Annotated in this window: 16 protein-coding genes, 1 tRNA gene, 1 other RNA gene and 1 pseudogene; 3 read left to right on the forward strand and 16 right to left on the reverse strand. The window is 68.8% G+C overall.

Annotation, left to right across the window (positions count from 1 at the left end):
• Positions 1 to 2,470: pseudogene (locus tag KIV56_RS08910) on the reverse strand (phosphoketolase family protein).
• A 190-nt stretch (positions 2,471 to 2,660) separates the two neighbouring features.
• Positions 2,661 to 2,757, reverse strand: an RNA gene (gene ffs / locus KIV56_RS08915) — signal recognition particle sRNA small type.
• A gap of 120 nt (positions 2,758 to 2,877) precedes the next feature.
• Between ffs and KIV56_RS08920 the strand changes: the two genes are divergently transcribed.
• Positions 2,878 to 2,965 (forward strand) — tRNA-Ser (locus tag KIV56_RS08920).
• Positions 2,966 to 2,976: 11 nt separating this feature from the next.
• On the opposite strand, the gene KIV56_RS08925 is transcribed toward KIV56_RS08920, so the two are convergent.
• The 3 genes from KIV56_RS08925 to KIV56_RS08935 are packed head-to-tail and all read right to left on the reverse strand — an operon-like array spanning position 2,977 to position 5,323.
• The gene (locus KIV56_RS08925; RefSeq protein WP_281535938.1) at positions 2,977 to 3,228 is read right to left on the reverse strand and encodes a hypothetical protein; all 252 of its coding nucleotides are present in this window, start codon (positions 3,226 to 3,228) and stop codon (positions 2,977 to 2,979) included.
• A 36-nt stretch (positions 3,229 to 3,264) separates the two neighbouring features.
• Positions 3,265 to 3,921, reverse strand: a complete 657-nt coding sequence (locus KIV56_RS08930; protein WP_281535939.1) for a potassium channel family protein — start codon at positions 3,919 to 3,921, stop codon at positions 3,265 to 3,267.
• A gap of 34 nt (positions 3,922 to 3,955) precedes the next feature.
• The gene (locus KIV56_RS08935; protein ID WP_281535940.1) at positions 3,956 to 5,323 is read right to left on the reverse strand and encodes a TrkH family potassium uptake protein; all 1,368 of its coding nucleotides are present in this window, start codon (positions 5,321 to 5,323) and stop codon (positions 3,956 to 3,958) included.
• A gap of 104 nt (positions 5,324 to 5,427) precedes the next feature.
• On the opposite strand from KIV56_RS08935, the gene KIV56_RS08940 reads away from it, so the two are divergent.
• Both KIV56_RS08940 and KIV56_RS08945 read left to right on the forward strand, forming a co-directional pair.
• Positions 5,428 to 6,057, forward strand: coding sequence for a hypothetical protein (locus KIV56_RS08940; protein ID WP_281535941.1), 630 nt, complete (start codon positions 5,428 to 5,430; stop codon positions 6,055 to 6,057).
• 251 nt (positions 6,058 to 6,308) lie between these two features.
• Complete coding sequence (locus KIV56_RS08945; protein ID WP_281535942.1) at positions 6,309 to 6,809, forward strand: hypothetical protein; 501 nt, start codon at positions 6,309 to 6,311, stop codon at positions 6,807 to 6,809.
• Between the two features lie 374 nt (positions 6,810 to 7,183).
• Here the strand turns inward: KIV56_RS08945 and KIV56_RS08950 are convergent, their stop codons facing one another.
• The 11 genes from KIV56_RS08950 to chvE form a co-directional block, all read right to left on the reverse strand.
• Positions 7,184 to 9,082, reverse strand: coding sequence for a helicase HerA-like domain-containing protein (locus KIV56_RS08950; RefSeq protein ID WP_281535943.1), 1,899 nt, complete (start codon positions 9,080 to 9,082; stop codon positions 7,184 to 7,186).
• A gap of 65 nt (positions 9,083 to 9,147) precedes the next feature.
• Positions 9,148 to 9,993 (reverse strand): hypothetical protein, encoded by an 846-nt coding sequence (locus KIV56_RS08955; protein ID WP_281535944.1) that lies wholly within the window; start codon positions 9,991 to 9,993, stop codon positions 9,148 to 9,150.
• A 50-nt stretch (positions 9,994 to 10,043) separates the two neighbouring features.
• Entirely contained in the window at positions 10,044 to 11,450 is a 1,407-nt protein-coding gene (locus KIV56_RS08960) for an NAD(P)/FAD-dependent oxidoreductase (protein WP_281535945.1), read from the reverse strand.
• Positions 11,447 to 12,748 carry a saccharopine dehydrogenase family protein gene (locus KIV56_RS08965; protein ID WP_281535946.1) on the reverse strand — a complete coding sequence of 434 codons (1,302 nt, stop codon included), beginning with the start codon at positions 12,746 to 12,748 and terminating at the stop codon, positions 11,447 to 11,449. The genes KIV56_RS08960 and KIV56_RS08965 overlap by 4 nt, the downstream gene beginning before the upstream one ends.
• A 109-nt stretch (positions 12,749 to 12,857) precedes the next feature.
• Positions 12,858 to 13,604 carry a phosphatase PAP2 family protein gene (locus KIV56_RS08970; RefSeq protein ID WP_281535947.1) on the reverse strand — a complete coding sequence of 249 codons (747 nt, stop codon included), beginning with the start codon at positions 13,602 to 13,604 and terminating at the stop codon, positions 12,858 to 12,860.
• 137 nt (positions 13,605 to 13,741) lie between these two features.
• Positions 13,742 to 15,019: a multidrug effflux MFS transporter gene (locus KIV56_RS08975; RefSeq protein WP_281535948.1), complete on the reverse strand. Its 1,278-nt coding sequence runs from the start codon at positions 15,017 to 15,019 to the stop codon at positions 13,742 to 13,744.
• A 269-nt stretch (positions 15,020 to 15,288) separates the two neighbouring features.
• Entirely contained in the window at positions 15,289 to 16,707 is a 1,419-nt protein-coding gene (locus KIV56_RS08980; protein WP_281535949.1) for a dihydrolipoyl dehydrogenase family protein, read from the reverse strand.
• 200 nt (positions 16,708 to 16,907) lie between these two features.
• Positions 16,908 to 19,538, reverse strand: a complete 2,631-nt coding sequence (locus KIV56_RS20350; RefSeq protein ID WP_432432622.1) for a Bcr/CflA family efflux MFS transporter — start codon at positions 19,536 to 19,538, stop codon at positions 16,908 to 16,910.
• Between the two features lie 54 nt (positions 19,539 to 19,592).
• On the reverse strand, positions 19,593 to 20,780 hold the full coding sequence (mmsB, locus tag KIV56_RS08995; RefSeq protein ID WP_281535950.1) for a multiple monosaccharide ABC transporter permease: 1,188 nt from the start codon (positions 20,778 to 20,780) through the stop codon (positions 19,593 to 19,595).
• A gap of 6 nt (positions 20,781 to 20,786) precedes the next feature.
• Positions 20,787 to 22,316, reverse strand: a complete 1,530-nt coding sequence (mmsA, locus tag KIV56_RS09000) for a multiple monosaccharide ABC transporter ATP-binding protein (RefSeq protein WP_281535951.1) — start codon at positions 22,314 to 22,316, stop codon at positions 20,787 to 20,789.
• 117 nt (positions 22,317 to 22,433) lie between these two features.
• Entirely contained in the window at positions 22,434 to 23,555 is a 1,122-nt protein-coding gene (gene chvE / locus KIV56_RS09005) for a multiple monosaccharide ABC transporter substrate-binding protein (protein WP_281535952.1), read from the reverse strand.
• Positions 23,556 to 23,677: the final 122 nt, after the last annotated feature.

The following is a 23,677-nucleotide window of genomic DNA, read 5'->3' on the forward strand; positions in this document are numbered from 1 at the left end:
TTAAACGTTATCCCCACCGGTCGAAAGTCCCACATCCACCGGTGTGGCGCCGATGCCGTTTGCATCCCACACCCACTCGGTGACCTCGGGAATGTCTTCACCGAATGCGCGCGTGTAGTCACGGGCGCGGAGGCGGGCATCCTGCATTTCCTGGCGGAGAACACCGGCGCGGGCGCCGAGTCCTGGGACGCGGTCGATGACGTCCATCACCAGGTGATACCGGTCGAGGTCGTTGAGCATGACCATGTCGAACGGGGTCGTCGTCGTGCCGTTCTCCTTATACCCGCGGGCGTGCAGGTTGGCGTGTCCATGGCGCTTGTAGGTCAGGCGGTGGATCAGCCACGGGTACCCGTGGTACGCGAACACGATCGGCTTGTTCGCGGTGAAGTAGGCGTCGAACTCGGCGTCGCTGAGTCCGTGCGGGTGGTCCGCCTCCGACTGCAGGCGCATCAGGTCGACGACGTTGACGACGCGGACCTTGAGGTCGGGCATCGCTTCGCGCAGGATCGCGGCGGCGGCGAGGATCTCGAGGGTCGGGACCTCTCCGGCTGCGGCGAGGACGACATCCGGTTCGGTGCCGGCGATCTCGGTGCCTGCCCAGTCGAAGATGCCGAGGCCGCGGTCGCAGTGCGCGACGGCCTGGTCCATGGTGAGCCAGTTCGGCGCGGGCTGCTTGCCGGCGACGACGACGTTCACGTAGTCGACGCTGCGCAGGCAGTGGTCGTAGATCGAGAGGAGCGTGTTCGCGTCGAAGGGCAGGTAGACGCGCACGACATCCGCGCTCTTGTTCACGACGTGGTCGATGAAGCCCGGGTCCTGGTGGGAGAAGCCGTTGTGGTCCTGGCGCCAGACGTGCGAGGAGAGCAGGTAGTTGAGGCTCGAGATGGAGCGGCGCCACGGGATCTCGCGGGTGACCTTGAGCCACTTCGCGTGCTGGTTGAACATCGAGTCGACGATGTGGATGAAAGCCTCGTAGCAGTTGAACAAGCCGTGGCGACCGGTGAGCAGGTAGCCTTCGAGCCAGCCCTGGCACTGGTGCTCGCTGAGCATCTCCATGATGCGGCCGGCGCGTTCGAGGTTGGTGTCGCCCTCGTGGTATTCGGCGTCCCAGGTCTTGCCCGTCGCCGCGAACACGGCGGGGGCGAGACGGTTGGATGCCGTTTCATCCGGCCCGAAGATCCGGAAGTTGTCGGGGTTGTCGCGAATGACATCCGCGAGCCAGGTTCCGAGGACCTTCGTGGCCTCATCCGTCGTGGCGCCCGGGGAGGGAACGTCGACGGCGTAGTCGTGGAAGTCGGGGAGGCGCAGGCTCCTTGCGGAGCAGCCCGCCGTTGGAGACGGGGTTCGCGCTCATCCGCAGGTTTCCCTCCGGGGCGAGCGCGGCGATCTTCGCGACCGGCGCACCGGACTCGTCGAACAGCTCTTCGGGGTGGTACGAGGCGAGCCAGCCCTCGAGGAGGCGGGTGTGCGCCTCGGTGTCGCGGGCGTTGCTGAGCGGCACCTGGTGCGAACGCCAGGAGTCGACGACCTTGAGGCCGTCGATCATGGTCGGGCAGGTCCAGCCCTTGGGGGTGCGCAGGATGATCATGGGCCAGCGCGGGCGCTCGGTGTCGCCGGCGAGGGCGCGGGCCTTGATGTCGGCGATCTCGTTGAGGACCTCGTCGAGGGTTTCGGCCATACGCTGGTGCACGAGGAGCGGGTCTTCCTCGTTGAAGCCTCCGGAGACGATGTAGGGCTTGTGGCCGTAACCGCGCATCAGGTCGAGGAGTTCCTCTTCCGGGATGCGGGCGAGGATGGTCGGGTTGGCGATCTTGTACCCGTTGAGGTGCAGGATCGGAAGCACGACGCCGTCGACGAGCGGGTCGACGAACTTGTTGGAGTGCCAGCTGGTGGCGAGCGGGCCGGTCTCGGCCTCGCCGTCTCCGACGACGGCCGCGACGAGCAGGTCGGGGTTGTCAAACGCGGCGCCGTAGGCGTGGCTGAGCGCGTAGCCGAGCTCGCCGCCCTCGTGGATCGAACCGGGCGTCTCCGGTGACGCGTGGCTCGGGATTCCGCCCGGGAAGGAGAACTGGCGGAACAGGGCCTTGACGCCGCGTTCGCTCTGCTCGACTCCGGAGTAGATCTCGGTGTATGTGCCGTCGAGGTAGGCGTTGGCGACCATGCCGGGCCCGCCGTGGCCGGGGCCGGTGACATAAAGGGTGCTGATCTTGCGTTCCTGGATCGCGCGGTTCAGGTGGGCGTAAATGAAGTTAAGTCCGGGGGTCGTTCCCCAGTGGCCGAGCAGGCGGGGCTTAATGTGGTCGCGGGTCAACGGTTCCCGCAATAACGGATTGTCGAGCAGGTAGATCTGCCCCACCGAAAGATAATTCGCGGCTCGCCACCAGGCGTCTACGCTCGCGAGCGCTTCATCACTGAGCGGACGTGGCTGCTGGGTGGGCCACAAGAAGGTTTTATCGGACGTGTTGACCATGGGTGCCTCCGGCACTGTCGGGGCGCGATCCGCGCATAGCCCAGTCTATGAGTAGATATGGAATCGTTATCACGGAATTCTGCACAGTATGCGACGCGCGCGGACTCACTACTGAGCGGTATGCCCGGACCGATGGGTGAGAGGGCGTCAGAGTGCCCTGAGGAAACCGCTTTTCGAGGCCGCGCGGGCATGAAAAAACTCCTCGCGCACCCACCAGAGCCCAGTTACCCTTGCTACGTTTCCGTCCTGGGGGAGTTGGCTGAGATAGCGCCACGCGAGGAGCCGCTCCCAGTTTATGCGCAAAGCCGCACCGAGCCAAAAGCAGGTCCCCGCACACCGCGTTCTCAAGTGCCTCCAGAAACAGGTAAGATTCTTCGAGGTTGTTACCTTCGGGAAATGACCGGCCAGGAGAATTCGCCTAGTGGCCTATGGCGCACGCTTGGAAAGCGTGTTGGGTGAGAGCCCTCGGGGGTTCGAATCCCCCATTCTCCGCCAGTAGAGATTCGTCAGTCGGCGAACGGATGCCGCGGCGCACGCGGCGCCGGCGGCGGCGGCACCTCTTTCGCGGCCACGATCTCGGCGAGCACGATCGTGACGAGACCGCGTTTCGTCTCGACCACGCAGTCGACCGGACCGCACGCGCGAAGGTAGCCGACGGCATCCGTCACCCCGCCCTCGATGGTGCGGCGAACGACGACGCGGGTTCCGATCGCGGCCCCACTCACGAAACGGGCGGCGGCCTCTGCTGCACTACTCATAGGCCGAGCCTACGCGGCGCGGGCTCAACACCCGCGTCAGCGCAAGCGGCTGAACGCCTCGACCCGCTCGGTCTCGCCGGCCACGAGGATCACGTCGTCCGCCTCGAGGACCGTCTCGAGGGTCGTGTAGTTCCAGCCGGCGCCGTCGCGGAGGTACGCGGTCACCGTCACCCCGTGCACCGGTCGCACCCGGCTCTTCCCCAGCGGAATGCCGACGGTCTCCTGCGGCGGCGCCATCTTCACCATCGCGAAGTTCTCGCCGATCTCGAGGTAATCCTGCATCACCCCGCGCACGAGGTGCGCGACGCGTTTGCCCATGTCCTTCTCCGGGTAGATGACGTGGGTCACGCCGAGCTGGTCGAGGATCGCGCCGTGCGGTTCGCTCACCGCCTTGGCCCAGATGTTCCCGATGCCGAGCTTGATCAGCAGTGATGCCGTGAGAATGTTCGCCTGGATATCCCCGCCGATCGCGACGACCGCGCTGCTGAAGTCGGCGACGCCGAGCTGGCGCAGGGTCTCCTCCTTCGTCGAGTCTGCGCGCACGACGTGGGTGAGCAGGCCGTTGTGCGCCTGCACGATGTCCGCGTCGCCGTCGATCCCGAGTACCTCCGTGCCGCTCTTCATCAGTTCGAGGGCGAGCGAGCTGCCGAAGCGGCCCAGGCCGATCACGACGACGGCGTCCTCCCGGGTCATACGGGAGGTCGAGCGACGCCCGAAAAGGGAGAACTTAGCCAATGATCGGCCTTTCTATCGGTAGTTCAAAGGACGCAGGTCGCTGCCGGAGCGCGAGTGCCGAGGCGAAGGTGATGGGGCCGAGCCGGCCGATGAACATCAGGAGCATCAGCAGCACCTGGCCACCGACGGGCAGGCTCGCCGTGATGCCCGTCGACAGGCCGACCGTGGCGAACGCGGAGATGACCTCGAAGAGCAACACGTCGAGGCTGAAGTCGGTCAGGAGCATGAGGACGACCGTCGATGCGGCGATCAGGGCCACGGCGATCAGCACGATCGTGATGGCCTGGCGCTGCACGGCCCTTGCGAGTTGCTTGCCGAAGACGTTGACCGCGCCTTCTCCCCTGATCTCGGCGACGAGGACGAAGAAGAGCACGGCGAATGTCGTCACCTTGATGCCGCCCGCGGTACCCGCAGGGCCGCCGCCGATCAGCATCAGCACGTCAGTGCCCAGCAGGCTCGCCGAATCCATCCGACTCCAGTCGATGGTGTTGAAGCCACCCGACCGGGCCTGCACAGATTGGAAGAAGCCGGCGAGCATCTTGTCCGGCCCCGCGAATTGGCCGAGCGTCGCGGGGTTCGACCATTCGACGGCCGTGAGGTAGACGGTGCCGGCCACGAGAAGGACGACGGTCGCGGCGAGCACGATCCGGGTGTTCATCACCCATTTGCGCGGCAGGCGCGGGTAGCGCCGCAGCTGCACGAGCACCGGGAAGCCGAGGCTGCCGAGGATGACCGCCGCAGCGATCGGCAGGGAGATCCACGGGTCGGTCGCGTAGGACATCAGGCTGTCACTGAACAGGGCGAAGCCCGCGTTGTTGAAGGCGGACACCGCGTGGAAGAGGCCGAGCCAGACGGCACGCCCCGGGGGCTCCCCGTACCCGAAGAGGAACCTCGCGCCCAGCAGCGCGGCGACGCACAGCTCGATGACCACGGATGTCGTCACGATGCCGAGCAGGAGACCCCGCACGTTCTCGAGTCCGACGCTGCCGCTCTCGGCAGCCGCTGTGATCCGGGACCGGAGGCTCATCTTCCGCAGCACCGAGAGGCCGACGACGGACGCGAACGTCATGATGCCGAGCCCGCCGACCTGGATCAGCATCATGATCACGACCTGGCCGAAGGGCGTCCAGTGCGTGGCCGTGTCGACCACGACGAGCCCGGTGACGCAGACCGCGCTCGTCGCCGTGAAGAGGGCCTCGAGCAGGGTCGACCCGCCCGGGCCGGTTCGGGCGACCGGCAGCATCAACAGTGCCGTGCCGATCGCGATCGTCAGGGCGAAGGCCGCGACGCCGACCTGGGCCGGGTGCGCCCGGAATCTCGGTGGCTGCGCGCGACGAAGCGCGCTGGGAGAGTCTGGCACGAGCCCACTCTACGGATTCCAATCCACTCCGACGAGGGCTCCGGACTACTTGTGCGGCCCGGGGAATACCCGAGGCCGGAACGCAACTACGAATTGGGGCTCTCATGAACACCATCACGAAGCGTCTCACCGCCTTTGGAATCACCGGCGTCGCGGCATCCGCCCTGATCGTCTGCGGCTTCGTCGCCCCGGCCCAGGCAGCGGAAACCGGTGCCGTCTCCCCGTCGGGCAGCGACAGCAGCAGCCTGGCCAACACGGTCGACTTCGGCCTGCTGAACGACGCGCTGCGCGGCATCGACGCGAACGGGTCCAGCCTGAACGGGTCCGGCGCGAACGGCACCAGCACGGATGCCCTCGGCGGCGGCGTGCTGAACGCCCCGCTGGTCTCCGGTCCGGTCGTCTCGGGCAACTCCGTCGGCAACGGCGCCTCGATCGGCAACGGCACCTCCGTCCCGGTCGCGTCGGGCAACGACGTCCCGGCCGCCTCCGGCAATGACACGGCCGTCACCGCTCCGGTCACGGTTCCCGTGACCGCTCCGCTCACCACCGACACGACCGCGCCCGTCACGGCTCCGGTCACCGCTCCTGCGGGCAACGGCACCTCGGCGTCGGTCGATGACATCGGTGCGAGCGTCAGCGACATCGTCGACGGCGCCCTCAACGGCTCAGGCAGCACCGGCGCCACGAACGGCACCGGCACCGGAATCGACCTCGGCGGCATCCTCGGCCGCTGACCCGGCCAGAACGACCGGCTGCCCCGCAGCCGCCACCCTGAACCGGGCGGCACGATCCCCTCGTGCCGCCCGGTTTCGGCGTCCGACCGCGCAGCCGGCACGGGAGGGCTGCGTGCTGTCCCCATTAAGGTGGCTACCGACCCGCCCCACTATTAGCGATAATCTGGATACACCGGCGAGGGGGAACACTTAAGGTGAAAGTCACTGGGGGGCCGCTTGTCCGGGCGCATGCCCTGAGGCCGCACGGCCGGTTGCTTCGACAATCCGGCCTGTCCGTGCTGGCCCTCGTCGCCCCGGTTTCCGCCGTTCTCTACTGGCTCACGATCCCGACCGACTCCTGGGGACCTGTCTTCGCCGGCCAGGTCATCCTCTTCGCCATCTGCCTGCTCGCCACGATTGCGTTCTTCCGCACCGTGATCTGGGTCGACAGGGACGGCGTCTCCGAACGCGGCTTCCTCGGCAGGGTCACGAGCTACGACAAGTCCATGATCGGAACCATCGTGCTGCTCGACCTCTACGAGAGCGGCGCCCTCGACACGCATCCGCAGCTGTTCATCACCGGAGTCGACGGCCGGCTGCTGGTGCGGATGCGCGGCCAGTTCTACTCGCGCGGGGCAATGGAAACGATCGTCGAGCAGCTGGACGCTCCGATCGTTCGCGTCGCCGAACCGATGACGCTGCAGGACCTCAACCGGTCCAGACCCGAACTGCTCTACTGGTTCGAGCGCCGCTTCACCACGCACATCGACTGAGCGGATGCCGCGGCGCACGGCCCCGGGACGCCGCGGATCGGCGCCCGCGAACGCCGCAGCATCCGTCGCCGCGCCCCCTTGCGCAGGCCGCACCCGAAACGGCAGGCGCGGCCCGCCAAAACCGGCGCGGCCGCCAGCACAACCCGGCGCGGCCTGCCGAAACCGGCGCGGCCATCCCCGCAAACGCCGCAGCATCCGCCGCCGCGCCCGGTAGCGCACGCCGCACCCGAAACGGCAGGCGCGCCCCGCCAAAACCGGCGCGGTCGCCAGCACGACCCGGCGCGGCCCGCCAAAACCGGCGCGGCCATGCGGCGGCGCGGGCGAGCGGCGGCGCGGTCATGCGGCGGCGCGGGCGAGCGGATGCCGGCGACGGCTCAGCGCCGGCGGCGGGTTCCGAAGATGCCGGCCACGACTCCCGTCAGGATCGACTTCGTCACGGACGACCCGAGCACCTCCTCGAGCACGCTCTTCTGCGGCTTCGCGCTCGTGCGGGTGCGCGCCGGCCCCGCGGTCTGCCGCATCAGCCGGTCGTATTCGGCCTGTGCCTTCCGGTCGGCCTGCTCCCCTGCCCGCGCGTCCTTCGCCTGCTGCGCGGCGGCGGCCTTCTCGGCCTTCTCTCGCTCCGCGGCCGCCTTCGCCGCGTCGAGCGCCGCCTGCTGGGCGGCCTGCTGCTCGGCAGCGGCCCGGTTGGCCGCCTCGAGCTTGGTCGCGAGGATCTCCCGCGCCGACTCCCGGTCGATCGAGGCGCCGTACGTGGCCAGGAGGGGCGAGGCCGCGACGGCCGACTCGATCGCGGCATCCGGCGTCGGAGACATCGAGCCCTGCGGAGCGCGCAGCCGCGTCCACGCGACGGGGCTCGGGGCGCCCTTCTCGTTCATCACCGTCACGATCGCCTCGCCGGTTCCGAGCCCGGTCAGCACCTCTTCGAGGTCGTAACCGGAGTTCGGGAACGTCGAGACGGTCGCGCGCAACGCCTTTGCGTCATCCGGGGTGAAGGCCCGCAACTGGTGCTGCACGCGGGAGCCGAGCTGCGCGAGCACGTCGCCGGGCACGTCCTTGGGGGTCTGCGTGACGAAGAAGATGCCGACGCCCTTCGAGCGGATGAGCCGGACGGTCTGGGTGATCGAGGTGAGGAAGTCCCTGGAGGCGTTCGCGAAGAGGAGGTGAGCCTCGTCGAAGAAGAACACGAGCTTGGGCTTGTCGAGGTCGCCGACTTCGGGCAGGTCGTTGTAGAGGTCGGCGAGCAGCCACATCAGGAACGTGGAGAAGAGCGCCGGCTGGTTCTGCACCCCGGGCACCTCGAGCAGGCTGATCACGCCGCGGCCGTCGGGCGCAGTGCGCAGGAATTCGCGGGTGTCGATCTCGGGCTCGCCGAAGAACACGTCGGCACCCTGGTCGGCGAAGGTGATCAGCTCGCGCAGGATCACGCCGACCGTCGCCGGAGACAGGCCGCCGAGCCCGGCGAGCTCGGACTTGCCCGCCGGGCTGGTCAGGAAGCTCAGCACCGCGCGCAGGTCGGTGAGGTCGAGCAACGGCAGGCCGGCCTGGTCGGCGTAGTGGAAGACGAGGCCGAGGCTGGACTCCTGGGTGTCGTTGAGGCCGAGGACCTTGCTGAGGAGCAGCGGGCCGAACCCGGCGACGGTCGCGCGCACCGGCACGCCACGGCCCGTGCCGCCGAGGGAGAAGTACTCGGTCGGGGCGGCCTGGCCGCTCCAGTCCTGCCCGATGCCGCGGGTGCGGGCGAGCAGCTTGTCGTTCGGGATGCCCGCGGTCGCGACCCCGGACAGGTCGCCCTTGATGTCGGCGGCGAACACGGAAACCCCGTGCGCGGAAAGCTGTTCGGCGAGCACCTGCAGAGTGCGGGTCTTGCCGGTTCCCGTGGCGCCGGCGACGAGGCCGTGCCGGTTGGTCATCGCGAGCGGGATCCGGATCGGCACGTCGGCGAGCGGGTCGCCGTTGACGAGGGCGCCCATCTCGAGTGCCGGCCCGCCGAAGGCGTACCCGGCCCGGATCACGTCGACCTGGGCCTCGCTGAGCGGTGCCGCGGGTGCCCCGGATGTTGCGGATGTTGCAGGTGCCGGCGCCGGCGCCGCCGGGTCGGTCCCGGTGTGCGCGGTCTCCGTGGCGGCATCCGACTGCTTCTGAACTGCCGCGGCCTGTACCCTCGCGAGGGCGGCTTCGGCGTCGGCCTGCGCCTGACGGGCCGCGGCGACCGCTGCCTCGGCTGCGGCCTCGAGCTCGGACAGGTGATCGGCGGCGTCGCTCGGATTCATGGCGCGATCCTAGCCCCAGATTCCCCCTCCCGTGGGGTGCCCTCGTCGTTGTCCGACGAGGCGGGTCAGGCGGGGTCTGCGGGGCGGGAGGTGAAGACCCAGGAGTCGCCGGCGAGTTCGGGCCGGAGGCCGCGGGCGAATGCCTCGGCGAACACGACGTGGGAGTCGGCGCGCTGCCGGGCTGCGGCATCCGGCGCCTCGGCGCGGAGCCGTTCGAAGTCGGGGTCGAGCAGCAGGGGCCTGGGGGCGGGCAAGCCGTCGCGGGTCGGTTCTGCGGCACCCCAGTGCGGAAGGGGGGACCCGGCGAGCGCCGCCAGAGTGCGCGGTGAGTTGAGGCGCCAGCGCACCTCGAAGCGGTCGCTGCGGTCGCTGCCGCTGATCGCGTCGTCGAGCCGCCCGTAGAAGTCCGGGTGGAAGGCGGTCACCTCCGCCCCGAGTTTCGCGAGGTTGAAGTGCGCGTTGCGGCGGATCAGCGGGTCGAAGGTCCAGCGCATCTCGCCGACGCCGTGCTCGAGGCAGACCGCGCGCTGGAAGAGCTTGAGCGCGTAGCCGACGCCGCCGCCTCGCAGGCCAGGGGCGACGGCCGCCATGTGCGAGTGCAGGTGGATGCCGCCGGCCCAGCCGAGGAAGCCGAGTGCGGCCCCGACGGACGCGGGTTCCGCTCCGGAGTCGCTCGTGGCGACGAGCACCGTGTTTCCGGCGTGGTCGAGGGCGCGCAGGAGGGAGGTGTCCGGGCTGCGTCCCGCGCCCCAGGTGCTCTCAAAGAGCGCGACGACGGCGGGAAGGTCATCGGGGTTGGCCGCGCGCACGCTGACCGCGGCCGCGTCCGCAGCCGCCAGCGCGACCCGGTACGCGGCCACGAGGGTCTCGGCCGCACTCTCACCGCCATGTGACGGGGGCAGAACGTTCATGCCTCGAGTAGACCACATCCGCGGCAGGCCCGGCCCTCCGTCGAATCAGTTCAGTGGCCTCGGCCAGAAACCCGATCGGCGATCGTCGCGAGCGGCGACGTCGTCGTGCGGCGGCCGCCGTGCTCGGCGCGGTCTGCGATCCCGTACGCGCGGTACAACCCGGTCACCGCAAGCCAGCGCAGCGGCTCGGGCTCCCAGTTCCGCACCCGGTGGTTGACCCAGGGCAGCTCGCTGAGCCCACCAGCCGCACCTGCCGCACCCGCGGCTCCCGCCACCCGAGCGAGGATCAGCTCGGTCAGGGTGCGGCCGGCCAGATTCGTGGTCGCGACCCCGGTGCCGACATACCCGCCGGCCCAGGCGAGCCCGGTCACCGGGTCGAGACCCACGGTCGCGGCCCAGTCCCGCGGAACCCCGAGCACGCCCGACCAGGCATGGTCGATCGTCACCCCGGTCGTCGCGGGGAAGAACCGGTTCAGGATGCCGCGCAGTGCGTCGACCGTGCCGGCCGGGGTATGCCCGTCCGAGTCGGTCCTCGACCCGAAGCGGTACGGCACGCCGCGGCCGCCGATCGCGATGCGGTCGTCGGCGGTGCGCTGCGCGTACATGTAGGCGTGCGCCATGTCGCCGAGGGTCTCGCGCCCCTCCCAGCCGATGCTCTCCCAGACCGCCGGCGTGAGCGGCGCCGTCGCGATCAGCGACGAGTTCATCGGCAGCCAGGCCCGGTGCAGGCCGCGCAGCCCCGCGGTGAAGCCTTCGGTCGCCCGCACGACGACGTCCGCGGCGACGACTCCGCGTGCCGTGACGGCGCGGTGCGGCGTGATCTCGGTGACGGTGGTGTCCTCGTAGATCTCGACGCCGAGCACCTCGACGACCCGGCCCAGTCCCGCGGCGAGTTTCGCCGGGTGAATGCGCGCGCAGTGCGGGTGCCACATCGCTCCCGTGGCTCCGGCGACGTTCACGCGGGCGGATGCCTCCGCGGCCGTCAGGAGTTCGACATCCGTTTCCGCCCACTCCTGTTCGGCCCGGGCGCTCGCCTCGAGCCGACGCTGCTGCGGCACGTCGCACGCCACCGTGAACTCGCCGCCCTTGACGATGTCGGCGTCGATGCCCTCCGCGGCGGCAACCCGGATCACCTCGTCGACAGTGTCGTTCATGGCGGCCTGGAACCGGGCGGCGGAGTCACGCCCGTGCGTGGCGACGTATTGCTCGCGGCCGCCGGTGATGGAGTTGGTCAGCCAGCCGCCGTTCCGCCCCGAGGCCCCGTAGCCGGCGAAGCGCTGCTCGAGGATCACGATGCGCAGGCCGGGCGCCGCCTTCTTCAGGTAGTACGCGGTCCAGAGTCCGGTGTACCCGGCACCCACGATACAGACGTCGGCCCGCAGCGAACCGGGCAGCGGCTGGCGCTGCGCCGGCCGGCCGAGCTGGTTCCACCAGAAGGAGACCTCGCCGTTGATCACGCCGGGTCTGCCGCGGAAGCAGGCCGCACCAGGCGGTCTTCCATCCCCCAGGGCTCGCCGTACCCGCCGGATGCCTCGCTCGCGCTCATCAGGTCGAGGAACGGCTTCGCGTCGAACGCCTCGGGGCCGAGCACACCGAGGCCGCTCCAGGCGCCGGTCGCGAGCAGTTCGAGCGCGATCACCGGGTTGAGCGCGGTCTGCCAGACCACGCACTGGGCGTCGTACTCGCGCATCGTCCATTCGTTGTCGCTCACGTGGTACAGGTACACCTCACGCGGCGCCCCGTCGACCCCGGTGCCTGTGACCCAGACCCCGGCGCAGGTCTTCCCGGTCATCCGGGGTCCGATCGTGGCCGGATCCGGCAGGCTCGCCGCGACGACGTCGCGGGGCGCGACCCAGACGGGCCCGGACTCGCTGCGCACCCGCACCGGGGTCACGCTGTCGAGGCCGAGGCGGTGCAGGGTCTGCAACACGCCGATGAACTCCTCGCCGAGCCCGTACTTGAAGGTCACCCGCTTCGCGTCGAGCCAGCGCGGCATCAGCAGCACCTCTTCGTGTTCGACGTTCACGCACTCGACCGGCCCGATCCCCTCGGGGAAGTCGAAGATCTCGGGTTCGCTGAACGGCTGCGTCGTGAACCAGCCGCGGTCCTTCTCGAAGATGACAGGCGGGTTGAGACATTCCTCGATCGTGGTCCAGATGCTGAACGAGGGCGCGAAGATCTCCGCGCCGGATTCGTCGCGCACGACGAGATTGGCGCCGTCGCGGGTGCCGAGCTCGTCGATCTCGCTGAACAGGTGGTCGGCGGCGTACCGGGCGAACACGTCCGACAGTCCGGGCTCGACGCCCATCCCGACGAGAGCGAGCCGTCCGGCGGTCTCCCAGTCGGCGGCGAGCGCGAACTGGTCGTCGCCGAGCTTCACACCCGTCTCGGTGTACGCGTCCGTCGGGTGCGGCTCTGACAGGCTCATGGCCATGTCGAGGTAGTTGCACCCGGCGGCGAGCGCCCCGGCGAACACGCTCGGCACGAACTTCGGCTCGACCGCGTTCATCACGTGCGTCGCGCCGTGCTCCCGCGCGACGGATGCGACGCGATCCGGGTCACCCGCATCGATCTGGGCCGCAGTGAACCGGGCCGCACTCTCGTCACCGTACTTCGCGGCGACGGCTGCGATCGTCCGTTCCGCACGGCCGAGATCGTAGTCGCTCACGATCACCCGCTCGAAGAACGACCGGCGGGCGATGATCTTCGCGAACGCGTCTCCGACGCCGCCCGCCCCGACTAGGAGGATTCTCATTCGATGACGCTACCGCGCTCATCCGCTGTTGTCTGCCCCGCATCCCGACCAATTCGACGGAATTATTGCCTCAAGCGGTGCGAAACAGCCGTCCCAGGCTCCTCGGACCTCACAAAGCCGGTCGAACCGGTTCGGTGGCGGGCGGATGCCGGCGGGCAAGCCGGCGCTCGCCGTCCAGTTTCGCGGCGACGGGCGCCCAGAGCAGCACGGCGACTCCGATGCCGAGCAGGAGGCCGCCGATGGTGTCGGTGAGCCAGTGCGCGCCGAGGTAGGTGCGGCTGACCATCATGGCGACGACCCAGATCGCGCCGCTCGCCCAAACCCACACCTTCGGGAAGATCAGGGCGAGGCAGACGACCATCGTCGCCGCGTTCGCTACATGCCCGGAGGGGAATGAACCGAAATCACTGGTGACCAGCATGTCCTGGGGGCGGGCGCGGCCGAACAGGTTTTTGAGCAGTTGCACGAGCCCGGAACTGACGATCGTTGCCACCAGGAAGTAACCCGCCGCCCACGGACGTTTCAGCAGGAGCAGGCCGACCAGGATCAGGATCGGGATGATGATGACCCCGGCGATTCCCGCGCCGAGGAAGTTCATCACGAGTGAGGCGTACTCCCAGATCGGGGCCCGGTGCTCGATGATCTCGTCCATCCACTCGGTGTCGATAACGAGCGGATTCCCGTTGTCGCGAAAGACGATCAGGGCGCCGAGGCCCGCGGCGAGGAGTACCGCCACGAGACCGCTGAGGAGGGGCCAGCGCCGGGCGACGCGGCGGGCACTCGGGGCCGCCGCGGTTTCCGGGGCGACGGCGGGTGCAGGGTCTGGCTCGGGTGCGCGGGCGCTGTCATCGTCCATCAGGCCATGTTAGGCCGATGACCCTGTGCTCTCGCCGCACCTGTTCCCACCACGGACACATGTCACCGGTGCGCCGGCCACCCTTGTCGGTGTCGGCACCGGTTCGGCAACCGGCGGGCGCGGGGAACGGCGAGTGCTCAGTGGGCGAGGCGCGGCACCGTGCGTGGGCGCAACACGAACCACAGCGAGCACACCGAGGCGAGCGCGGTCCCGAGCATGACAGCGGCCATCGGCACCGCGGTCGAGACCCCCAGCATCCCGACGACCGGTGAGACGAGGCCCGCGAGCCCGTAGTTGCCTGCCCCGAGGAGCGACGCCGCCGTACCGGCCTCGTGCGGATGCGCGTTGAGCGCGATCACCTGCACGGAGGGGAAGGTGAACCCGCACGCCGCGATGAAGAACCAGAGCGGCACGATCACGCCCCAGAGCCCGGCGTCGGCAAGGCCGAGCACGAGCATCAGGGTCGCGAACACGGCGAGCGCGGCCGTGGAGCAGGCCAGGATCCACTGCGGGGCGACGTTGTGGCGGTGCATCAGCCGGGAGCTCGTCTGCACCCCGACGACGATGCCGAGGGAGTTCGCCGCGAACAGCACCCCGTATTGCTGCGGTGTGAACGCGTAGACCTGCTGGAACAGGAACGACGACGCAGACAGGTAGGAGAACAGCCCCGTGAAGGTCATCGCGCCGACGACGGCGACACCGACGAAGGTGCGGTCGCCGAGCACCGCACGGTACCGCTGGCCGAGGGTGCTGTGCCCGGCGTGGTGGCGCTCGTTCACCGGTCGGGTCTCGACGATCCAGATGGCGACCGCGGAGATCACGACCGCGCCGTACCCGGCGAGAACGATGAAGATGCCGCGCCAGTTCATCGCGAGCAGGAGTTGCGAGCCGAGAACGGGCGCGACAACGGGCGCGAGCCCGCTGATCAGGGCCAGTCGGGACAGCATCCGCACGAGCGGCTTGCCGCCGAAGAGGTCGCGCACCATGGCGAGGGCGACGACGACGCCCGCCGCGGCGCCGAAGCCCATCAGCACGCGGAAGACACCGAGCCAGACGATGTCGGGCGAGAGCGCGGCGCCGACGCTGCTCGCGATGTGGAAGCCGGCCGCGAGCATGAGCGGAAGGCGGCGGCCGACCTTGTCGCTCCACGGCCCGACGATGAGCTGGCCGAGCCCGAACCCGACCATGGTGCCGGTCAGGGTCAGCTGGATGGCGGCCGCGGAGACGCCGAGCTCACTCTGGAGTGTGGGGAACGCGGGCAGGTAGAGGTCGATCGTGAACGGGCCGAGCGCTGTGAGCGCACCGAGAATGAGCACGTACACGAGCCGTTGCCCGCGGGACAGCGCATCACCCGGGTGTCTCCCGGTCGCCCGCAGGTCCGCCGCAGTGATCACGGTCAGCGATTCGGTGGTCACGGCGGGTGCTCCTCTGGTTGCTTTCCCGCGGACGACGGATGCCGCAGGCCGGGTCCGGCTGCGTCGAAAGTCCCCAGGGTGCCAGGTCGCACCTGCGTCCAGCCTACGTCGCGGTCGGCCCGCGGCTCCCGGTATCGCACCGGGTGAGGCCGGCAGGCAGACTCGAACAGCCCTCGGCCCGCCTCGAAATGCAGGACGAGAGCCGCCGTGAGGCTGTCACAGCCTCAGCGACCCGCTCATCCTGCGTTCCGCCGGCTGCGGTATCCGCTTCAGTCCGGTTGCTCGACGAGGAGTTGCCTGGCGGCGATGCCGATCACCGCGCTGTATGTCGGGTAGGCGAACCGCACCCGGGCGAGGGTTGCGACGTCGACGCCCGCGGCCATCGCCGTGGTCACGGACTGGACCACTTCGACCGCGTTCTCCCCCGTCGCGTGCGCCCCGAGGATCAGTTCCCGCCGGCGGTCGGAGATGAGTTTGAGGAATCCGCGTTCCCGATCGTCAATCACGGCACGGTCGAGGCCCGAGTACTGTACGACCGCGACGACGCAGTGCGGGTCCCGCGCCCGCGCATCCGCTTCGGTCAGCCCGACCCCGGCGTAGTCGGGATCGGTGAACCCGCCGGCGGGCAACAGGTGGTGCGGCGTGCGACGGTTGGCATCGAGCACGGCGTTCTCGGCCGCCGCCTCGCCCTCGAATTGGGCCGCCTGCACGAGCATGTCGCGCCCGTTGGCGTCCCCGACGGCGAAGATGTGCGGAACGACCGATCGGAAGTAGCGATCAACGGGGATGGCAGAGCGCTCGGTCGCGATACCCGCCGCCGCAAGGCCGAGGTCCTCGACATCCGCCGGCCAGCCCGTCGACATGATCACGGCGTCGAAGTCTGCGGCCAGCGGATGCCCGTCCTCGACCCAGCGGAGCGTGATCGCTCCGTCTCCGCCCCGCTCCAGGCTCGTGATCGTGTCGATCCCGGTGTGGATCGCCACGCCGTTGGACCGGAAGGCGTCGCTCACCGTCACGGCGATTTCGGCGTCGGAGGCCATCAGGATGCGCGGCGCGACATCGAGCACGGTCACCCGGGACCCGAAGGCGCTGAAGACGGTGACCAGCTGGGCACCCGTGTTGCCCGCCCCGATCACCGCGATCCGGTTCGGGAGCCCGGGAAGGTCGAGGACCGCCTCGGGGACGGTCGCGAGCTCCGCACCGGGCACCGGCAGCCGGCGCGAGTGCCCTCCGACGCAGACCAGGAAGGTGTCGGCCGTCAGGGAGCGGCCGCTGTCGAGCACGACCGTGTGCGGATCGGTGAATCGGGCACGGCCCTCGAGCACGAGCGTGATCCCGGCGGCCGCGAAACGCTCCGCCTCGTTCTTGATCGACCGCACCTTGTCGACCTGGGTCTGCACGTGACGCACCACGGCGGGCCACTCGATCCACGGCTCGGAAACAACGATCCCGTAGCCGCCGAGCGTGCGGGCCTCGCGGATCAGGCGCGCCGTCTTGGCGAGCACCCGCGTCGGTACGCATCCGGTGTTGACACAGGTGCCGCCGAGTCGGTCCGCTTCCACGACGGCGACCCGTGCGCCCAGTTCAGCGGCGCGGAGCGCTGCAGCGGTCCCTGCCGGTCCGGCGCCGATGACGACAATGTCGAAGTGGTCGGGGCGGTCAGACGGGTCGGGGTGGGATTCGGGCACGGCGGTCTCCTCGGACGTGTGGGCTCGGCTGTCCGCCCACTGTGGCGGACCCATCTGAGAACCGCCCGAATAGCCGCCGAAACGCAGGACCACACCGCCGCTGAGGCTGTCACAGCCTCAGGGACCCGCTCATCCTGCGTTTTCGCGGCGAAGGCACCCACGTCAGGTCGTGAAACGGATGCCCGGCGCCGGCCAGGGGTTCAGGCCGCGTCGAGGGTTCCGAGCGAGCGCGGCCGGACGAGGGTCCACAGTACGACGATCGAGACGACGGCTGTCACGCCCATCACCGCCGACATCGGCACGGCGGTGCCCACGCCGAGCAGTCCCACGATCGGGGAGATCAGCCCCGCGACCCCGAAGTTGGCCGCTCCGAGCAGCGACGCAGCGGTCCCGGCCTCGTGACCGTGCGCATCCAGTGCGATCACCTGCGCCGATGGGAAGGTGAAGCCGCACGCGGCGATGAACACCCAGAGCGGCACGAGGGTGCCCCAGAGGCCGGCGCCGGCGCGGTCGAGCACCAGGATCGCCATCGCCGCCATGAACAGCACGATCGTCGAGACCGCGATGATCCACTGCGGGGCGACGTTGAAGCGGTGCATCAGCACCGAGGAGAGCTGCACGCCCGCGACGATGCCGAGCGAGTTCACCGCGAACAGCACTCCGTACTGTTGCGGGCTGAAGGAATACACCTGCTGGAACAGGAACGGCGAGGCCGAGAGATACGAGAACAGCCCGGTGAAGGTCATCGCTCCGATGATGGCCACCCCGACGAAGGTGCGGTCGCCGAGCACGGCCCGGTAGCGCTGGGCGAGCGTGTTGTGCCCGGAGGCGTGGCGTTCCCGAACGGGCAGGGTCTCGACGATCAGGAACGCGACCGCCACGACGACGACGACGCCATAGCCGGCGAGCACCCAGAAGATGCCGCGCCAGCTCATCACGAGGAGGAGCTGGGACCCGATCACCGGGGCGAGCACGGGGGCGAGCCCGCTGACCAGGGCGAGCCGGGACAGCATCCGCACGAGCGGTTTGCCGCCGAACAGGTCGCGCACCATGGCGAGGGCGACGACCGCGCCCGCCGCCGCGCCGAAGCCCATCAAGACCCGGAAGACGCCGAGCCACACGATGTCCTGGGACAGCGCGGCACCGACGCTCGCCAGGATATGGAACCCGGTCGCGAGAAGCAGGGGCAGGCGGCGACCGACCCGGTCGCTCCACGGCCCGACGACGAGCTGGCCGAAGCCGAAACCGATCATGGTTCCGGTCAGGGTGAGCTGGATGGCCGCCGCGGAGACGCCGAGTTCGCTCTCGAGCGTGGGGAACGCGGGCAGGTAGAGGTCGATCGTGAACGGGCCGAGCGCAGTGAGGGCTCCGAGCACGAGCACATAGACCAGGCGCTGCGGCCGGGTCAGGGCATCTCCCGGATGCCGGACGACGGAAATGGGGGCGGTGGCGGTGCTCACGGCGGACGTGTCCTCACTGTGGGTGCTGGGGGCTGGCGCTGGGACGGATGCTGGGGCAGGCTGGACGGTCACCGTGCCTGTCGCGTGCCCGGGTGCACGCGACGAAAAGCACTCTCGCCCACTGGTGCCAAGGCGGTTGCCCCGCCGGCTATTCCCGCCGGGCCGAGACACGCCGGACGGACCGGACGGATCAGTCGGTGACGCCGAATCCGTTCGGGTCGGCGAGGATTCCCTCGAACGCGAGGCTCCGCTGCGCCGATCATCAACAGGTTCGAACCCAGTTCCGCCGCGCTGATCCGCACGCTCCCGAAGGAGGACGGCAGCGACCAGGTGCCGACGGCCGCGCGGAGGCGTTCCGGATCCGCGTTGAAGAGCGCGCCGAGGAAGCCGCCGAGCACGACGAGCCTGCGGGTTGAGGATGTTGATCGCCCCGCCGAGCGCGACCGCGAGGAAATCGAGCTGGCGGTGCACCTCGGCCTGGACCTCGGCGGACTCCGTCGCGAGCAGCGCCTGCTCGAGTTCGTCGGCGTCCGCACCGGGGCCGGAGAGCCCGAGCACCGCGAGCAGTTCCGCCCGACTCACCTCGGCCTCGAGCGTCCCGGCGATCCCTGCGGAGTCGACGCGGTCGCTGCCGCTCACGCGGGTGTGGCCGAACTCGCCCGCGTAGCCCGCGACGCCGCCGACGGGCAGGCCGCCGACGATCATGCCGCCGCCGATGCCGCTCGCGCCGCCGTTCAGGTAGATCAGGTCGGTGATGCCCTTGCCCGCGCCGAAGTACTGCTCGGCGAGCGCCCCGAGGCTCGCGTCGTTTGCAGCGACGACGGGGAATCCGGTGGCGCGCTCGAGCATGTCGGTGAGCGGCTCGTCGACCCAGCCGAGATGCGGGGCGAGCCGCACGAGCCCGTCGTGCGCGCGCACGAGCCCCGGAACGGCGACGCCGATGCCGACGACGCGGAACCGGGCCTCGAGTTCACCGCGCATCCCGTCGATGACGGCAGCGGCGATGTTCACGGCCTCCGTCGGGCTCGGGGTGTGTTCGGTCGGGTAGCGGATGCGGCGGTGCACGGTGCCGTCGAGGCCGACGATCCCGATCGTGACCGCATCGATCTCGGGGTTCACAGCGAGCGCGACGACCGCGGCGTCCACGTGCACGATGGGGCTCGGCCGGCCGACCTGGTTCGTCGAGTCCGGGTCCCGCTCCCCCGCAAGGCCGAGCTGGGCGAGCTCGCCGACGAGGGCGGCGATGGTCGACCGGTTCAGTCCGGTGAGGCGGGTCAGGTGGGCGCGGGAGGTGGGCCCGTTGCGGTGCACGAGGCGCAGGATGACCGACAGGTTGTGCCGACGGATGTCGTCGTGGTTGTTTCCCTGCACCTGGTACTCCTCCGGCCGCGCGTGTTGCACAAGGCTACCGCCCGCGCCCCGGGGTCAGCGTCCGCCGCTGCGCCGCTTGTTGAAGATGTCGAACGCGACCGCGAGCAGGAGGACGAGACCCTTGATGGCCATCTGCCACGCGGCATCCACCGAGAGGATCGAGAGCCCCATGTTCAGGACGCCCATCACGAGGCCACCGACGATGGCTCCGACGACCGTTCCCACGCCGCCCTGCACGGCTGCGCCGCCGATGAAGACCGCGGCGATGGCGTCCAGTTCGTAGTTCTGCCCCGCCGATGCCACGGCGCCGCCTGCCCGGGCGGTGCTGTCCACGCCGGCCAGTCCGGCGAGCACGCCCATGTTGACAAACACGTAGAAGTTGACCCACCTGGTCTTCACGCCGCTCATCATGGCGGCGAAGAGGTTGCCGCCGATCGCGTAGACGTGACGGCCGAAGACGGTCTGGTTCAGCATGAACGTATAGCCGAGAATCAGGACCGCGAGGATGATCAGGATGATCGGGGTGCCGCGATAGCCGGAGAGAAGCCAGGCCAGCCACATGATCGCGATGACCGCGATACCGGACTTGACGGCCATCTGCACGATGGACTCCATCGGGAGCTCGAGGCGCCGCAGGGTCGCGCGGGTGCGCAGCTGCTGCGCGACAAGGGCGATGCAGGTGATGGCGCCGAGGGCGAGAGTCAGCACGTCCCGTCCGCCGAGCTCACCCAGGACGCCCGGCAACCACCCGGCGCCGATCGCCGTGAACGAGTCGGGCAGCCCGCTGATCGTTCCTCCGGTCAGCAGCACGAGGGTGAGACCGCGGAAGATCAGCATGCCGGCGAGGGTCACGATGAAGGCGGGGATGCCGACGAAGGCGATCCAGAAGCCCTGCCAGGCGCCGACGACCGCACCCACGACGAGGGCGAGCAACACGGCCGCCCACCACGGGAAGCCCCATTGGTTCGTCGCGATGGCCGAGACGGCTCCGACCATGGCGACGACGGAACCGACCGAGAGGTCGATGTGGCCGGCGATGATCACGACGACCATGCCGATCGCGAGGATCAACACGTAGGCGTTCTGCTGGATCAGGTTGTTCACGTTTCCGGGCAGCAACAGGCGGCCCTTCGTGAGCACTTCGAACAGAACGATGATGACGACGAGCGCGGCGAGGATGCCGTACTGACGGAAGTTGATGGCCAGCCGGGGCTTGCGCGTGGCTGGGGTGGTGGTGGTCATTGCGGTCTAGTCCTTTCCCGCAGTCATGAGGTGCATGAGGCTTTCCTGGGTGGCATCCTTCGCGGCGACTTCGCCGGTGATGCGACCCTCGGAGATCGCGTAGATGCGATCGGAGATGCCGAGAAGCTCCGGTAGTTCGGAGGAGATGACGACGACGGCCTTGCCTGCCGCCGCGAGCTCGTTGATGATGCCGTAGATCTCGTACTTGGCGCCGACGTCGATGCCTCGGGTCGGTTCGTCGAGGAAGAGCACGTCTGGACCGGTAAAGACCCACTTCGACAGCACGACCTTCTGCTGGTTGCCGCCGGAGAGCTGCCCGGTGATCGACGAAACGCTCGGCGCCTTGATGTTCATCCGCCTGCGGTAGTCGTCCGCGACCTTGTACTCGCGGTGGCGGTCGATCACGCCGAACCTGGCCAGGGTCGCCAGCGCCGCGGCCGAGACGTTCACCGTGATATCGCCGATCAGGTTGAGCCCGTATTTCTTGCGGTCTTCCGTCGCGTACGCGATCCCGTTGCGGATGGCCTCGTCGACCGTGCGCACCGAGATCTCCGTGCCGTTCTTGAAGACCCGGCCGGTGATGTTCGTGCCGTACGAGCGTCCGAAGATGCTCATGGCGAGTTCGGTACGGCCGGCGCCCATCAGCCCGGCGAAGCCGACGACCTCGCCGGCGTGCACGGTGAACGAGGCGTTGTCGACGACCTTCCTGCTCGTGTCGACCGGGTGGTACGCGTTCCAGTGCTCGACCCGGAGGATCTCTGCGCCGATCTTCGGGTCCCGGGGCGGGAACATGCTGTTGAGGTCTCGACCGACCATCGAGCGGATGATGCGGGCCTGGGTCGCGTCCGGACCGTGCATGTCGATCGTCTCGATCGTCTTGCCGTCCCGGATCACGGTGACCGTGTCCGCGATCCGACGGATCTCCTTGAGTTTGTGGGAGATGATGATGCTCGTGATGCCCTGGCCACGGAGGTGCTCGATCAGGTCGAGCAGGTGGTCGGAGTCTTCGTCGTTGAGTGCCGCGGTCGGTTCGTCGAGGATGAGCAGCTTGACCCGCTTCGACAGCGCTTTCGCGATCTCCACGAGCTGCTGCTTGCCGACGCCCAGCTCGAGCACCTTCGTGGCCGGGTTCTCGTCGAGACCGACCCGGGCGAGCAGGCTCGCGGCTTCGAGGTTGGTCTTGTTCCAGTCGATGACGCCGCGGGTGGCGTTCTCGTTGCCGAGGAAGATGTTCTCCGCGATCGAGAGGTAGGGGCTGAGCGCGAGTTCCTGGTGGATGATGACGATCCCGACCGCTTCGCTGTCGTTGATCGACCTGAACTGGGCCTCTTCCCCCTCGAATTCGATCGTGCCGGTGTAGCTGCCGTGCGGGTAGACGCCGCTCAGCACCTTCATCAGCGTCGACTTGCCTGCGCCGTTCTCGCCGCAGATTCCGTGGACCTTTCCGCGCTCGACTTCGAGGGTGACCGAGTCGAGGGCTTTGACCCCGCTGAAATCTTTCCCGATGTCGATCATCCGAAGAATCGGACCGTTCATGTGTGTCGCTCCTGTCAGCGAATTCGTCGTTCGGGTGCGTACGGACCGCGGTGGTGGCGAAGCCCAGGGGCCCGCCACCACCGCAGTCGATGCGGAATTCGGTTTCTTCGGTACGGCTTAGAGGCCGACGTCCGAAGCCTTGATGAACCCGGAATCGATGAGCTTCGTCTGCACGAGGTCCTTCGTGACGACCTCAGGGGCCAGCAGGTAGGACGGGACGACCTTCTTGCCGTTGTCGTACGTCTTGGTGTCGTTGACCTCGACCGTTGTGCCGGCCGCGATCGACTGGATCATCGTGAAGACCTGGGCGCCGAGGGTACGGGTGTCCTTCCAGACCGTCATCGACTGCGTGCCCGCGAGGATGGCCTTGACGTTCGCCTTGTCCGCGTCCTGGCCCGTGATGATCGGGTAGTCGGTGCCGGCGGTGTAGCCGGCCGACTTCAGGGATGCTTCGATGCCGACCGCGAGGCTGTCGTTCGGGGAGAGAACGACGTTGACCTTGGCGCCGTTGCCGTAGAACGAGGAGAGCCGGTTGTCCATCTCGGCCTGGGCCTTGTCAGACGCCCAGCCCTGGATGCCGATGGTGGTCCACGCGTCGTTCGTCTTCGGAGCCTTGCCGCTCGGGACGACCAGCTTGCCGCTCTCAACGTAGGGAAGAAGCACGTCCCACGCGCCGGAGAAGAAGAACTTCGCGTTGTTGTCGTCGGGGCTGCCGGCGAAGGGCTCGAGGTTGAACGGACCCTTGCCGTCCTTGAGGCCGAGTTCCTTCTCGATGAACTGGCCCTGGAGCTGACCGACCTTGTAGTTGTCGAACGTCGCGTAGTAGTCGACGTCTGCGGTGCCGTTGATCAGGCGGTCATAGGCGATGACCGTGGCGTCCTGCTTCTTCGCATCGGCGAGGGCCGGTGCGAGAACCTTGCCGTCGATCGCGGCGACGACGAGGATCTTGGCCCCGCCGGCGACCTGGTTCTGGATCTGGCTGATCTGCTGGTCGGTCTTGTTGTCGGCGTACTGAAGGTCGACGGTGCAGCCGGCCCCTTCGAGCTTGGTCTTGAGGCCTTCGCCGTCGTTGATCCAGCGCTCGAGGCTTCTCGTCGGCATCGAGATGCCGACGTTGCAGTCCGCGATTGCTGCTGTGGTGCTTCCGGTCCCTGATGTGGTGGCCGTTGAACACGCCGCGAGCGAGAGCGCAACGGCCCCCGTAGCGACAATCGTGAACAGCCTCTTGGTTTTCGTCATGATCTGCTTTCTGCTCTGAATGCTGTGATCGCACGAGGAGGCGGCAGGAAAACCACCATTACCCCCTTGTAACGCTGTCATCAACTCCACGACACGCGCTTATGTTGACGCATCCAACATAT

The sequence above is a fragment of the Cryobacterium breve genome (assembly GCF_027594785.1).
Lineage (GTDB): Bacteria > Actinomycetota > Actinomycetes > Actinomycetales > Microbacteriaceae > Cryobacterium > Cryobacterium breve_A.